Below are 13,694 nucleotides of genomic sequence, written 5' to 3'. Positions count from 1 at the left end.
AAGAGGTGTCAGATATCTGGACTAGTTGATGGGCGCTTATATGAGTAGCAGACGTGTCTGTAACGCACTATTAACCTAGAAAACAATCGCACAATTTTAGGAAAAAAACCATGATTGAACTTTATTATTGGGCAACTCCAAACGGTCATAAAATCACGATTTTCTTGGAAGAAGTCGGCTTACCATACACTATAATTCCTGTGAATATTGCGGCTGGAGATCAATTTAAGCCGGAATTTCTGAAGATATCTCCTAACAATCGTATGCCTGCGATCGTTGACCAAGAACCAGCAGATGGAGGTGCGCCAATTTCGGTATTTGAATCTGGGGCAATCTTGCTATATTTGGCAGAAAAAACCGGGAAATTAATCCCCCAAGATATACGTAATCGCACTCAAGTTTTAGAATGGTTGTTTTGGCAAATGGCAGGGCTGGGGCCAATGGCGGGACAAAATCATCACTTTAGTACTTATGCTCCCGAAAAGATTGAATATGCGATTAACCGCTATGTGAATGAGACGGGACGCTTATATGCACTACTGAATAAACAACTAGCAGATAGAGAATTTGTGGCTGGCGATTATTCCATCGCCGATATTGCTGCTTATCCCTGGATTGTGCCCCATGAGATCCAAAGTCAGAATCTAGAGGATTTTCCTCACCTCAAGCGCTGGTTTGAGACAATTAAAGCGCGTCCAGCAACAATTCGCGCCTACGAAAAAGCAGAAGCATTCAAAACTGAAGCGCTCGATCCAGATAAGTTACGAAATTTGTTATTTAACCAGTCGGCGAAGACTATTCAGCCTTGAGCCTTTTGAATTATCTTCTCACTGTGGCGATCGCTAAGTTAGCTCTAACCCCAGATCATTCAGTTGCAACTATGAGCAAAGATTTCTCACCATCTTCCTTTCCTCAATTAGAAACAGAAATGCTGCTTCTTGGTGAGACAACCTTGCAGGATGCTGAGGCTATCTTTGCTGTCCTCTTTGATCCAGGTGTGACTGAGTTTCACGATCTTGATACCTTCACTTCTATTAAAGAAGCGATGTCTACGACGGGCTACGCCTACGCGGTCATTGAACGTAGTGTACTTACCAAATAAACAAGAGGGGGAAAGGGATGAATTAGGTTGCCCACTAGGGGCGAGGTTTTTACCTTCGATGCGGATTATTTCGCTTAACTTCGGGCGTTAGCGCCGCAGGACGAAGTAAGTAAGGTTTTTAGCTTTCCCCTTTCTCCAACTTGTGATGTTAAAGATGGGGAATCCTGGGCGCTACCAGTTAAAATACGGTAAGTCTTCTAAATTACCGTTGATTGAGCCAACATCATGCTTAACTAGTATTATTACTTATTTGTATAATTGGAAACTCAAATAACTCCTGATGTCAGAACAATATCGTTTTGAAACCCTGCAAGTTCATGCTGGACAAGAGCCGGCTCCTGGAACTAATGCTCGTGCTGTACCGATTTACCAAACGACTTCCTACGTTTTTGACGACGCCGACCACGGAGCGCGGTTATTTGCTCTCCAGGAATTTGGCAACATTTACACCCGGATCATGAACCCGACGACGGATGTATTTGAAAAGCGGATTGCTGCCTTAGAAGGGGGTGTAGCAGCATTAGCAACCGCTAGTGGTCAGGCAGCACAATTCTTGGCAATCATTACCATCGCTCAGGCTGGGGATAATATCGTTTCCACTAGTTTTCTCTATGGGGGAACATATAACCAGTTTAAAGTAGCCTTACCACGTTTAGGTATTAACGTCAAGTTTGTTGAGGGAGATGAGCCAGAAAGTTTCCGTCAGGCGATCGACGATCGCACAAAAGCGTTATATGTTGAAACCATTGGCAATCCTCAATTCAACATTCCCGACTTTGCCGCTTTAGCTGACATTGCCCACGAAAACGGCATTCCTTTAATTGTGGATAATACCTTCGGTGCTGGTGGGTATCTAGCTCGACCGATTGAACATGGTGCAGATATCGTAGTGGAATCTGCAACTAAATGGATTGGTGGGCATGGTACTTCCATTGGTGGCGTAATTGTCGATTCGGGTAAATTTGACTGGGGTAACGGCAAATTTCCTCTGTTTACTGAGCCAGCACCCGGCTATCATGGGCTGAATTTCCAAGAAGTGTTTGGCCCTAATGGTTCCTTTGGCAACATTGCCTTTATTATCCGCGCCAGAGTCGAGGGGTTAAGGGATTTTGGCCCATCCTTGAGTCCATTTAACGCCTTTCTGTTACTGCAAGGATTAGAGACCCTCTCTCTACGTGTAGATCGTCATGTGAGCAATGCCCTAGAATTGGCTCGGTGGTTAGAGCAACAAGAGCAAATATTATGGGTTAATTATCCCGGACTTTCCAATCACCCCGATCATGAACGAGCGAAAAAATATCTCCGGCATGGCTTTGGGGGAGTTTTAAACTTTGGCATCAAAGGTGGACTGGAGGCGGGTAAAGCTTTTATTAATCATCTGAAATTAGCGAGTCATTTAGCAAATGTTGGTGATGCGAAAACCCTCGTTATTCATCCCGCTTCCACAACACATCAACAGCTAAGTAATGACGAACAGCTTTCAGCAGGTGTGACACCCGATTTGGTGCGAGTATCAGTGGGAATTGAACACATCGACGACATCAAAGAGGATTTTGAGCAGGCATTCCGACAAGTTAGGATTTAGTTTTCAATAAATTGGGAATTGGAAATGGGGAATTGGGTTGATAGCGCTTCTCGTTTGTATGCAATAGACTTTGACCTCACTTCCATTCCTCTCTCCTTTTAGCAGAAAGGCTTTGAATCTTACCCCCCTTCCTTACAAGGGAAGGGGCTGGGGGTTAGGTCTGTAGCGCTATCTATAGTAGTCCCCCTTGTCCCCTTGTCGCCTTGTCTCCTTGTCTCCCCCATCTCTCCACTACTAGATATGATCTACTCAGACTTTATCTCACCGCAAACCCAGTTTTACCAGATGACGGTGCCATTTCAACTAGAAGGGGGCGAAACATTAACAGGGGTTCAGGTTGCCTATCGCACCTGGGGACAGTTAAATGCTCAAGGCGATAATGGGGTACTAATTTGTCATGCCTTAACTGGTTCGGCTGACGCTGATGATTGGTGGGAACCTTTGTTTGGTTCAGGGAAAGCCTTCAATCCAGAACGCGACTTTATTGTATGCAGCAACATTTTGGGAAGTTGTTACGGCACAACTGGGCCAACTACTATCAACCCCATTACAGGAAAGCCTTATGCTGTATCCTTCCCTAAGATTACAATTAGAGATATGGTTCACCTGCAAGCTGTACTACTAGAATACCTCGGTGTTCAATCTCTGCGGTTAGTAATTGGCGGATCATTGGGTGGGATGCAAGCACTGGAGTGGGCGTTGTTATATGCAGAAAAGGTGGAAGGAATTGCACCCATTGCTGTTTCTGGCAGACATTCAGCTTGGTGTATTGGATTAAGTGAAGCCCAAAGACAGGCAATTTATGCCGATCCAAACTGGCAAGGAGGGAACTACACCCTGGATGCGCCCCCAAACCAAGGACTAGCAGTGGCGCGGATGATGGCGATGTCTACTTACCGCTGTTGGGATAGTTTTACAATCCGCTTTGGACGCGAGTATGATGCATCTGAGCAGTTTGCTATAGCCAGTTACTTACAGCATCAGGGTCAAAAGCTAACAGAACGATTTGATGCCAACACTTACATTACCCTCACCCACGTAATGGATCGCCACGATGTTGCACGCGATCGCACCAGTCCTGATTTGTCAGATTATGAATCTATTCTGCAAAGCATCCAGCAACCGACTTTAGTTGTCGCAATTGATTCTGATATCCTCTATCCTCCAGTAGAACAACAAGAATTGGCGAATTTAATTCCTAATGCTCAACTGGCGTGGCTGAAGTCAACCCACGGACATGATGCATTTTTAATTGACATGGCTGCATTGAATGAATTGCTGATCTCTTTTCGGCAAAGTTTAGATTTCTCAGCTTCCTAACTCGATAATCTCGTTTTGTCGGGTGTGTTATCGTGTCAGCGTAACGCACCGTCAGGTATTTTCGGTGAGTTAGGACTAAATTCCGTAACGCTACCAAATTAAAGCTTGTGTATATGGAAACAATTTATAGAGTGGCGACAGTCGCGGGAGTTGAGATTTTGCGACAGCGCCAACTAAAAGATAGTGTACCAGATTTACGGCGGGTATCTGAGCGCGTTGAAAAATACCTATTTTTGTTAACCCAGCGGGCGGCTATTGGTAAGGGTAAGCTCTCTTTCAAAGATGGCAAAGCGGCTGATATGGCGTTGCGATGGACAGCAGTGCTGCAAAAACTCCAAGATAAATGGACAATTCAATCGCTGCATTTCTCCTCCAATCTGCTGGATAACCCGGTGTTGAATGCTGCTCAACAATTGGGGCGGATTCTAGCAGTTGCAGCAGGTGTGGGCGGTTTCCTTCTGGGCGCGGTGGTGATGCTACTATTACGTCGCAGCACTAAGAGGATGTTTGAAAAGTCTACGCTTGTATCTAGATCCCCCCTAGCCCCCCTTAAAAAGGGGGGAATAACGTTCTCAAAGTCCTCCAATTTATCGGAGGATTTAGGGGGATCTAAAGTTTTGGATACCTCAGTCACTTATCGATCCCCCCTAGCCCCCCCTTTTTAAGGGGGGAAACGGAATCAAAGTCCCCCAATTTATCGGGGGATTTAGGGGGATCTAAGAGTATTTGATACATCACTAAGGACTTTTCAAACAACCTCTAAGGAACAAACCGAAAAGATATAGCAAATAAAGTGGGAAGAAGCACCTATCAGCCCAGTAAAATTAGCTTTCATCACCGTCTCAAAGCAACCATAGTAGTTTTATTGGTGTGGGGTAGCGTGAGTTTGCTGCACTGGCTACCAGAAACACAATGGTTAATGCTGGGATTAACGGCAATCCTGACTGTGCAAACGTTACGGATGCTGGTAGCAAAACCAGAGGCGGCGGTGATGGAGAGTGACATTTATTTACCGCCAGTCTCGATTTTAGTTCCGGCTAAAAATGAAAGTTCAGTCTTGGCTAATCTAGTTTACAGCTTATGCCAATTGAATTATCCCAGCGTAGGCGATGCCTGCGGCGGGCTTCGCCTCGATATCTGGGTTGTTGATGATGGTAGTACCGATGAAACCCCCCAAGTTTTGAAAGAATTACAAACTCAATTTCCAGCTTTACAAGTTCATCGACGGGAATCAAAAGGTGGTAAATCAGGCGCGTTGAATGCGGTGTTTCCCTTTACCCAAGGGGAGATTATCCTAGTCTGTGATGCGGATGCTCAGTTAAGAGCCAATTTTCTCCGGCAAACAGTACCTTTGTTTCAGAAGCAAGCGATCGGTGCAGTGCAAGTGCGAAAAGTGATTTCTAATGCTAATACCAATTTCTTAACCCGTTGTCAGCAGATGGAAATGAACTGTGATAGCTTTCTGCAAACCCATCGCATTGCTATTGGTGGAATGTCTGAACTACGGGGTAATGGGATGTTAGTTCGTCGGGAATTATTAGAAAAGTGTCAAGGTTGGAATGAGAACACTGTCACCGATGATTTGGATCTTTGCTTCAAACTCTATTTAGCAGGTGCGGAAATTGAGTTTGTTACAGTTCCATGCATTCAGGAAGAAGGCGTAACTACTTGGGAAAAACTTTGGAATCAACGCTGTCGTTGGGCTGAAGGTAGCTATCAGCGTTACCTGGATTATTTTCCGCAAATTTTTACTTTAGGTTGGGCGAAAGAAATTGATTTAATCTTGTTTTTTATATTGCAATTTCTTCTACCAATTGGACTAATCCCCGATTTACTTTGGACAATATTTTATAGCCATCATCCAGTTTTGTTACCACTTCAAACACTACTGGGCATCATTCTGACAATTGCCTTTATTGCTGGACTTTACCAATTTCAAAGTTTACGAGGATGGTCTTTGGTTTGGGCAACAATTCAAGGGTCATTATACATGGTGCATTGGATTCCTGTGATGATTGTAACAACTTTAAAGATGTGTGTGCAAAGGGAGCGATCGCCCTGGGTGAAAACTGAACATCAGGGTCAAAATCCTGACAGTGATTTTGGTAACAAATAAAATAATATTTAATATGCCGGCAAAAGATATCTATCATGATGCTGTTAAAAACTCCTTAGTTCAAGAAGGTTGGATAATTACAGATGACCCTCTACATTTTCACAGCTTTATTCGAGGAACCAATTGGTACACTTTTAATAGAAAGTGAAAATCTAAATTTACTTGTTTTCAATCCTGAAACTGAGAGGATTATCCAATGGATACCTTAGATAACTATCGACGCATCATCAAAGAGGTGTTAGTACCTTATACAAAAATTCCTTATTCTTACGCACTTATTGAATGTAAAACAGTCTTTGATAGCGAAAATGACAGCTATTTGCTGATAACTTTTGGTTGGGATGGTGCTAAAAGAATTCACGGTTGCTTAATTCATATTGACATTATTGATGGCAAAATCTGGGTACAACGCGATGATACAGAAGATGGTGTTACCTACGAATTAGAAGCTGCTGGAATTCCTAAAGATAAAATTGTTTTAGGATTTCACCCACAAAATGTTAGGCAATATACGGGATATGCTGTTGCATAAGTTTAACCAAGTAAATCGGAAGAATGAGCGATGCCTACGGCGATAAACTACGCACTGAGTGAAAACTGAGCATTTGGGTGGATAAATTATGATTGAAGAATCAGATAATCTTATCAAAAAACAGAAGAAATACTTCATGTTAATTGGAATAAGTGTTTATGAAGGTCAAACAATTGAATATAAGCTGAAAAAGCTTAGTAAATTTATCCCTCATAATAGTGACGATGTATTCTCTGAAATTACCGAAGAAGATTTTTTTGCGAGAGAGAAGATTTTACAAAAAAGAACACTTGGTTGTATTTTCAAGTATTTAAAAGAAAGACAATTTTTCTTAAATAATAATGCAGAAGGTTTAATTAATAAATTTGTCAATGATAGAAATACTGTGATTCATCATCTTGTGAAATTACCAGGCTTTAATCTAAATACAGAGGAAGGAATAGATCGAGGAATACACTTTTTACAGGAATATAGAAAAACAATACAAGACATCAATAATATTTTTGATCCAATTTTAATTTCTGCACATATATTATTATACGAAAATGTCGAGAATATAGATGACATGAACAAGTATCAGAATAGTTTAAATAATATGTATTCACTCTTGAATGAATCCTTGACAAGAGCAGGCGGTTCTCTTGAAATAGAATTTCTCAATAATCTTGATGAACGTTTTGATTACCAGACAAAAAGTAATTTGAATAAAAACGATTCTTCTGTAGTTAACCCGAAAGGAGAAAAAAGTAAATTATGGCAAAATACTAAAATAGTTCGTGCATTGATTTGTATTGGGGCAGATATCGCAAATCAAGATGGATGGATTTCTTTATCTATTTGTGAACAACGTCTAAAAACAGACTACCCAGAAATAAAACCTGATGATTATGGCTTTAAGAATATTCTGGAAATAATCAAAATATCTAATTTGTTTGAATTTAAAAAATACAAAAACAAAAAACAGAGTAAATCTAAAGTTTATTTTCGGGTTTATCAAGAAAATCATGAAATGCGCTGAAGTTGCGATCGCTATTTCAAAACAACCCCAGCAAATCCTTTTTCCGCTAAAGCTACAATCAATTTAGAATCACAACTAGACAAAAGAGCGAGATGAGTATTAACCTGAATTTACCATCAGAACTAGAAAACGAACTTCACACCGAAGCCTCTCAACTCAATTTACCCTTATCCGAGTATATTTTACGTATTTTATTTACAAGAAAATCTGTAGATAATTTACCCAAAACTGGAGCAGAAATTGTTACATACTGGCAAAACGAAGGTGTAATCAATTCACGCCCGGATATTACTGATAGTCAAGCCTATGCTCGTGAGTTGCGCCATCAGGCTGAAATACGGGAGCAATCATAGGTAAGTTTAATGTACTTATTGGATACAGACATTCTGATTGACATTCAGCGCGGTCACACTCCTGCAATTGCTTGGTTTGCCAGCCTTCCAGAAGTACCGAGCATTCCTGGCTTTGTTGTTATGGAACTCATCCAAAATGCTCAAAATACCCAACGAGTTCGTAATACTCTTAAGCTCGTTGCTCCTCTACCCGTGATTTGGCCTACTGAAACTGACTGTGCGCTTGCTCTATCAAATTTCACCAGCTATCACCTATCAGATAATTTAGGCTTACTTGATGCTTTGATTGCCGCTTGCGCTGTTGGCAGAGGAGCTACGCTATGTACTTTCAACATCAAACATTACAGAATTATACCTCACCTTACTACAGCACAACCTTACACACGCTGAAGTGGAAATTGAAGATATGAGGCTAGCTTGACATCCTCACCGGACTAAAGCAACGGTGATTCCCAAACATTACTATTTGGGTTCATTTCTAATAAATTCCCAGCCTATAATGGCAATAAACTCCCATTTGAGAGTACCAGTATGCCTCTAAATGAACTGCTTCCTGCTGTTAGTCAACTATCACACCAAGACAAGTTACGCCTTATACATTTTCTATTGCGAGAGGTTGCTAGAGAAGATGGTTGCGAGTTAGAATCAACCGATGAACAAAATCGAGAAAACTTACTCCTAAAGCAACTAGCCTCTACTGAAGCAGTTGTCTGGTCTCCCTATGAGGCTTATGAAGCTGCTGAAACATTGTCTGAACTTCTTAAGGCAGCAAAGCAGGAAGGAAATGCTTAATAGCAAAAGATTTCCTTTTATTGAGCGGAACAATAGCTTTGGTATATCCAGCATAATGCCTTATTTGCCACTAATGTTGACCTACAGAAACCGCTCTTTGGAAGTTATGGCGTTACTGGATACAGGTGCAAGTGTCAATGTTTTACCTTATGAAATTGGTCTGCAACTAGGAGTAATTTGGGAGGAACAAACAGTTCCAGTGCAGTTAAGCGGTAATCTGGCTCAAATGGAAGCACGCGGTTTAGTGCTATCAGCTACAGTTGCCGAGTTTTCACCCGTTCTTCTGGCATTTGCTTGGACAGAATCTAGGGAAGTACCTCTGATACTCGGACATACAAATTTTTTTGCAGAGTTTGATGTATGTTTTTACCGCACAGATTTATCTTTTGAAGTACATCTAAGAAAATCATAGCGGTTAGAAAAACAAACAATTATGCTAGATTTGCTGATTCAAAATGGGTTAATTTTCGATGGCTTAGGCTCTCCACCTGTGCGCGGAGATATCGGCATTGAAAACGGTCGGATTGTCACCATTGCACCCTCCTTAACTACCCCAGCGCGTGAAGTGGTTGATGCTTCTGGGTTATGGGTGACACCTGGATTTATAGATATTCATACTCATTACGATTTAGAGTTAGAAATTGCACCAGGATTGAGCGAATCGGTTCGTCATGGTGTTACCAGCGTAGTTATTGGTAACTGTAGCTTGTCTGTGGCGATCGCAGAACCCCAAATCCTGGCTGATATTTTTCAGAGGGTAGAGACACTTTCCCATCGGCTGATTGCAAAATGGCTACAAAAGTCGGTTTCCTGGCAGACACCAGCAGAATATTTACAGCATTTGCAACAGTTACCCCTTGGCCCCAATATTGCCCCAATGTTTGGACACAGTGCCTTACGCGCTCATGTGATGGGATTAGAACGCAGCTTAACCGTTCAGCCGACAAAATTTGAACTAAATCTTATGCAGCGCATAGCCAGAGATGCTTTAGAGGCTGGCTTTATTGGCATTTCTATTGATATGTTTCCTTGGCATCGGATGAGTGGAGAATGGCAAGGTTGCACAATTCCCTCTCAACACGCGAAATTTAAAGAATATGCAATGTTAGCGGATTTGTGTCGGCAGTGCGATCGCGTTTTTCAAGTCACACCCAATTTACAACGACTTGCTTCCTTTGTGGATATTCTGCGTATGGGTTCAGGGATTGGACAAAAACCCCTGCGGCTAACTGTCCTCTCTGCCTTGGATGCCGTACACGATCGCAAACTATGGCGAATATTTTCCCCCCTACTTTTTATTTGGAATCGGCTTCTAAATGGTAATGTGCGCTTTCAAACCCTAACCGAACCCTTCACCATTTACTCTGATGGATCTGTGACTCCCTTATTTGAAGAATTCTCCACAGGCGCACAACTCAATGGCTGTCAGTCACGAGAGGAAAGGCAACAACTATGGGCATCGGAAATTTTTCGTCGTCAGTTTCGCCAAGAATGGCTGAGTAAATGGCGTAAATCATTCCATCGGCAGTTAGATTTGATGGAAGTTATTGATTGTCCCGAAGCAAGTTGGCAAGGGTTAAGTTTTGCCCAAATTGCTCGTCAAAAGCAACAAGAACCAGTAGATTTATTTATCCACGCATTACAAAAATACGACACAGATTTACGCTGGGTGGCGACAGGAGCGAACGATCGCCTAAAACCCCGTTTAGCGATGATGCAGCATCCTCATATTTTCCCTGGTTTTACCGATGCTGGCGCTCACGTCCGTAATCTGGGCTACTATGATGGGGCTTTGTCTTTGCTCAAACAAGCAGTTGCAACGAAATTTCTTTCACCGGAAGCTGCGATTTGCCGCGTTACTGGAGAACCTGCTGGTTGGTTTCGTCTGGATACAGGAGTTCTGAAAGTTGGTGCGAAAGCGGATATAGTTTTACTCGATCCCAATGCTTTAAATCAGCCAATTAGCCCACAAGTGCAGATATCAGATCCAGTTTTAGATGGTGAACCTCGGATGGTTAAGCGTGGTTCGGATGAGATTGTGCAAGCTGTTTATATTAATGGGGTTAGAGTTGTTTGTGGGGGTGAGGTGAGCGATCGCTTGGGGCGTGAAAAGTTGGGAAGTGTTTTGTTTCCTTGTTGAATTATCTCACGCACAGGTGCAAACAGAAGTTTGAGAGTTTAGCATTGAATTGCTTTTACCCCACATCAGCAATCACCTGCCCAATATCTTGAGGAGTTGCACCTGTTGCTAACATTGCCCGAATCAGCAATTCAATTGATACTGAAGCATCGCCATTTTCAGCTTTAGCAATCCGAGGCTGGCTAGAACTAATCTTAGCAGCGAGTTCACTTTGAGTCATCAGTTTTTGCCGACGCTCTTTCAAGTTTTGGCTGAGAGCTAGCTTAATTTCAACAAGGATAGTTTCTTCGGGTGTTAACTCCAAAAAATCTGAAACTGTGCCAATTTTCCAGCCTTTAGATTCCAAATGTTCTCTCTTAGCTTGCTCCATTGCATTACTCCTGTTGATCGTTATCGTATTTGCTCAGACGCTTTTTGCAAACCTCAATTATCTTTTTGGATGTTGTTCTCGTTGTTTTATTAAAGACTTCAACAATCAAGATTGCATCGTCATCAATTCGATAAATGATCCTCCAGTTTTTATCTGCATCTCGAATACGTAATTCATGACAGTGAATTCCTATACTTGGCATAGGGCGTGAATGTGGCAACCCAAGGGATTCACCTTCCTGTAATTGTCTGAGCAGAACACCCGCTTCTATGCGTGCTTCTTGACTGAAAGGTGGGGTTTTAACTTCACCATGCAGCCAAACTAAAGGCTTACTTTGATCTCCCATCCTGTATTTATATCATATCTGATATATCGATATAATATACCGATTAAAGGGAACTTTATCTTTAGAGCGATACCTACAGCGATCGGACTCTTGGCACTAAATGGATATAGTTTTATTTGATCCCAATGCTTTAAGTCAGCCAATTAGTCCGCAGGTGCAGATATCAGATCCAGTTTTCGATGGTGAACCTCGGATAGTTAAGCGCGGTTCGGAATATCATCTGAAGTATGTAAGTTTCGTAGATTAATAGGACAAATAAACACAATGGAAGCCTCGCCCGCTAAAGTTATTCAGTATTTCAACGGTGAAAAACAAAATCTAATTCCTCTCTTTCAGCGCCCGTATAGCTGGACTGAGAACAATTGGCAAACCCTTTGGGATGATCTGATGGTGCAGTATGAAGAGGGCGATAATGGAACCCACTTTATGGGGGCGATTGTCTCTGTCCCAGCGCGCAGTGTGCCTGTGGGAGTTAGTAAGTATCTCATCATTGATGGACAACAGCGCCTGACAACCGTGTCGTTACTCTTGTGCGTCCTACGTGATTGTCTTGATTCAAATTCAGCCTCACGAATACAGGAGGTTTACCTGACCAATCGCTTCCGTGATCCGGAGGACACCTTAAAGTTTGTGCCAACCCAGGCAGACCGGGATGTGTACCGTACCATTGCCCTTGACCGTGAGATTCCGCCAAAAAGCAAGGATGTTCGGATGGCTGCTGCCTATCACTTTTTTAAAGACAAGCTGACCAAAAGCACTGACCTTAACGACAAGTCCATAGTTGCTGCTAAAGTCTTAATTACCCTGGAGAAATGTCTCCAAATTGTAATGATCAACCTTGGTGACGACGATGATCCGTATTTAATTTTTGAGAGTCTGAATTTCAAGGGCGAGCCACTCACCCAAGCTGACTTAGTGAGGAATTATCTCCTGATGCGCTTCCGTCACTCAATTTCTGCTGGTGGAGAGCAGGAACGGGTTTACTCAAAATATTGGATTCCACTTGAGAGTATGCTTAAATCCAACCTCACCGAATTTCTTCGCCATTACATAATGAAGGATGGGTATGATATCAAGCAAGGTGGCATTTACGCAGCTACCAGGGCGAAGCTGAAAAGTATGAAATCAACAGAAGAAGTTGAAGCAGAAGTTCATTCTATGCAAAGGTTTGGAGAGTTTTATGCTAGATTCCTTTTGCCAAACCAAGAAAGAACAGGAAGCATTCGTGACTGCTTAGAGAATATTAAAGAACTTAAAGTAAGAACTTCTTATCCGCTCTTGCTCCGCCTGTTTGATGCTCGCCAGAATGGTCATCTCAGCGATGTTGAATTGGAGAAATGCCTTGAATTGATCGAGTCTTTCGTAGTTCGGCGGGCTGTTTGTGGAGTACCGACTAGTCCTCTAAACAAACTGTTTATCCAGTGGGCTAAAAACTTTCCGAACACGGATCATTTCAAATGGTTGCACGGTTATTTGTCATCAGGTGGTGCTAAGAGTCGTTTTCCGAAAGATACTGAGTTCGCCGCAGCCTTTATGACTCAACCACAGTATGGACGTGAAAGTACTCGTTTTATCCTTTGCCGTCTTGAAAAATCTTTTAAACATAAAGAAACTGTGGATCTTTCAACTGCAACAATAGAACACGTTCTACCTCAAACGCTGACTCAGGAATGGAGAAATGAGCTAGGTTCAGAACCAGAGAAAATACGTGACAACCTGGTTAATACATTCGGCAACTTGACTCTGACTAGTTATAACTCCGAGTTGGGCAACCTCCCTTTTTCACAGAAGAAAGCTAAACTCCAAAATACTCATATCGAGTTAAACCGTTGGATTCTTCAGCAGACCAGTTGGGGAACGTCAGAAATTGAGGAACGAGCAAAGAGTTTATTACTTATGGCCAATGATATTTGGCTAAGTCCCTTGGATTAAATATAATTCCTGATTAAACTTTCTTACCGAGTTAAAACTTCCTACAATAACCCTCTTCTATCACTCTGGGGTAAAACCTTAATTTCTC

Annotated in this window: 18 protein-coding genes; 16 read left to right on the top strand and 2 right to left on the bottom strand. The window is 42.2% G+C overall.

Annotated elements, in window-relative coordinates:
• Window positions 1-110: 110 nt before the first annotated feature.
• The 14 genes from V7K62_RS04335 (at window position 111) to V7K62_RS04270 (ending at window position 10,958) form a co-directional block, all read left to right on the top strand.
• Window positions 111-809 carry a glutathione binding-like protein gene (locus V7K62_RS04335; RefSeq protein ID WP_334862048.1) on the top strand — a complete coding sequence of 233 codons (699 nt, stop codon included), beginning with the start codon at window positions 111-113 and terminating at the stop codon, window positions 807-809.
• On the top strand, window positions 806-1,102 hold the full coding sequence (locus tag V7K62_RS04330) for a hypothetical protein (protein ID WP_334862046.1): 297 nt from the start codon (window positions 806-808) through the stop codon (window positions 1,100-1,102). Before V7K62_RS04335 ends, V7K62_RS04330 begins: the two co-directional genes overlap by 4 nt.
• Before the next feature lie 280 nt (window positions 1,103-1,382).
• Window positions 1,383-2,687, top strand: coding sequence for an O-acetylhomoserine aminocarboxypropyltransferase/cysteine synthase family protein (locus V7K62_RS04325; protein WP_334862044.1), 1,305 nt, complete (start codon window positions 1,383-1,385; stop codon window positions 2,685-2,687).
• Between the two features lie 240 nt (window positions 2,688-2,927).
• Window positions 2,928-4,007 (top strand): homoserine O-acetyltransferase MetX, encoded by a 1,080-nt coding sequence (metX, locus tag V7K62_RS04320; protein ID WP_334862042.1) that lies wholly within the window; start codon window positions 2,928-2,930, stop codon window positions 4,005-4,007.
• Window positions 4,008-4,120: 113 nt separating this feature from the next.
• A complete protein-coding gene (locus V7K62_RS04315; protein ID WP_334862040.1) occupies window positions 4,121-4,672 on the top strand; it encodes a hypothetical protein in 552 nt (183 codons plus the stop codon).
• A 128-nt stretch (window positions 4,673-4,800) separates the two neighbouring features.
• The gene (locus tag V7K62_RS04310) at window positions 4,801-6,123 is read left to right on the top strand and encodes a glycosyltransferase (RefSeq protein ID WP_334862038.1); all 1,323 of its coding nucleotides are present in this window, start codon (window positions 4,801-4,803) and stop codon (window positions 6,121-6,123) included.
• A 13-nt stretch (window positions 6,124-6,136) separates the two neighbouring features.
• The gene (locus tag V7K62_RS04305) at window positions 6,137-6,271 is read left to right on the top strand and encodes an element excision factor XisH family protein (protein WP_334862036.1); all 135 of its coding nucleotides are present in this window, start codon (window positions 6,137-6,139) and stop codon (window positions 6,269-6,271) included.
• Between the two features lie 48 nt (window positions 6,272-6,319).
• Entirely contained in the window at window positions 6,320-6,655 is a 336-nt protein-coding gene (locus V7K62_RS04300) for a XisI protein (protein WP_334862034.1), read from the top strand.
• A gap of 88 nt (window positions 6,656-6,743) precedes the next feature.
• Entirely contained in the window at window positions 6,744-7,673 is a 930-nt protein-coding gene (locus V7K62_RS04295; RefSeq protein ID WP_334862032.1) for an OST-HTH/LOTUS domain-containing protein, read from the top strand.
• A 92-nt stretch (window positions 7,674-7,765) separates the two neighbouring features.
• On the top strand, window positions 7,766-8,026 hold the full coding sequence (locus V7K62_RS04290; protein WP_334862030.1) for a hypothetical protein: 261 nt from the start codon (window positions 7,766-7,768) through the stop codon (window positions 8,024-8,026).
• Window positions 8,027-8,035: 9 nt separating this feature from the next.
• Window positions 8,036-8,416: a PIN domain-containing protein gene (locus V7K62_RS04285; protein ID WP_334862028.1), complete on the top strand. Its 381-nt coding sequence runs from the start codon at window positions 8,036-8,038 to the stop codon at window positions 8,414-8,416.
• Between the two features lie 141 nt (window positions 8,417-8,557).
• Window positions 8,558-8,818: a hypothetical protein gene (locus tag V7K62_RS04280; RefSeq protein WP_334862026.1), complete on the top strand. Its 261-nt coding sequence runs from the start codon at window positions 8,558-8,560 to the stop codon at window positions 8,816-8,818.
• The gene (locus V7K62_RS04275) at window positions 8,811-9,230 is read left to right on the top strand and encodes a retroviral-like aspartic protease (protein WP_334862024.1); all 420 of its coding nucleotides are present in this window, start codon (window positions 8,811-8,813) and stop codon (window positions 9,228-9,230) included. Before V7K62_RS04280 ends, V7K62_RS04275 begins: the two co-directional genes overlap by 8 nt.
• A gap of 21 nt (window positions 9,231-9,251) precedes the next feature.
• On the top strand, window positions 9,252-10,958 hold the full coding sequence (locus tag V7K62_RS04270) for an N-acyl-D-amino-acid deacylase family protein (RefSeq protein ID WP_334862022.1): 1,707 nt from the start codon (window positions 9,252-9,254) through the stop codon (window positions 10,956-10,958).
• A gap of 55 nt (window positions 10,959-11,013) precedes the next feature.
• Here the strand turns inward: V7K62_RS04270 and V7K62_RS04265 are convergent, their stop codons facing one another.
• The gene (locus V7K62_RS04265; protein ID WP_334862020.1) at window positions 11,014-11,328 is read right to left on the bottom strand and encodes a helix-turn-helix domain-containing protein; all 315 of its coding nucleotides are present in this window, start codon (window positions 11,326-11,328) and stop codon (window positions 11,014-11,016) included.
• A 4-nt stretch (window positions 11,329-11,332) separates the two neighbouring features.
• Window positions 11,333-11,674, bottom strand: a complete 342-nt coding sequence (locus V7K62_RS04260) for a type II toxin-antitoxin system RelE/ParE family toxin (protein WP_334862018.1) — start codon at window positions 11,672-11,674, stop codon at window positions 11,333-11,335.
• A gap of 100 nt (window positions 11,675-11,774) precedes the next feature.
• Between V7K62_RS04260 and V7K62_RS04255 the strand changes: the two genes are divergently transcribed.
• The gene (locus V7K62_RS04255; RefSeq protein WP_334862016.1) at window positions 11,775-11,921 is read left to right on the top strand and encodes a hypothetical protein; all 147 of its coding nucleotides are present in this window, start codon (window positions 11,775-11,777) and stop codon (window positions 11,919-11,921) included.
• 17 nt (window positions 11,922-11,938) lie between these two features.
• Window positions 11,939-13,606, top strand: coding sequence for a DUF262 domain-containing protein (locus V7K62_RS04250; RefSeq protein WP_334862014.1), 1,668 nt, complete (start codon window positions 11,939-11,941; stop codon window positions 13,604-13,606).
• The last annotated feature ends 88 nt before the right edge of the window (window positions 13,607-13,694 follow it).

Origin of the sequence: Nostoc sp. (assembly GCF_036917935.1) — a bacterium.
Lineage (GTDB): Bacteria > Cyanobacteriota > Cyanobacteriia > Cyanobacteriales > Nostocaceae > Nostoc.
Note: the sequence above shows the minus strand (reverse complement) of the source record. Positions and strands in the feature narration are given on the sequence as shown.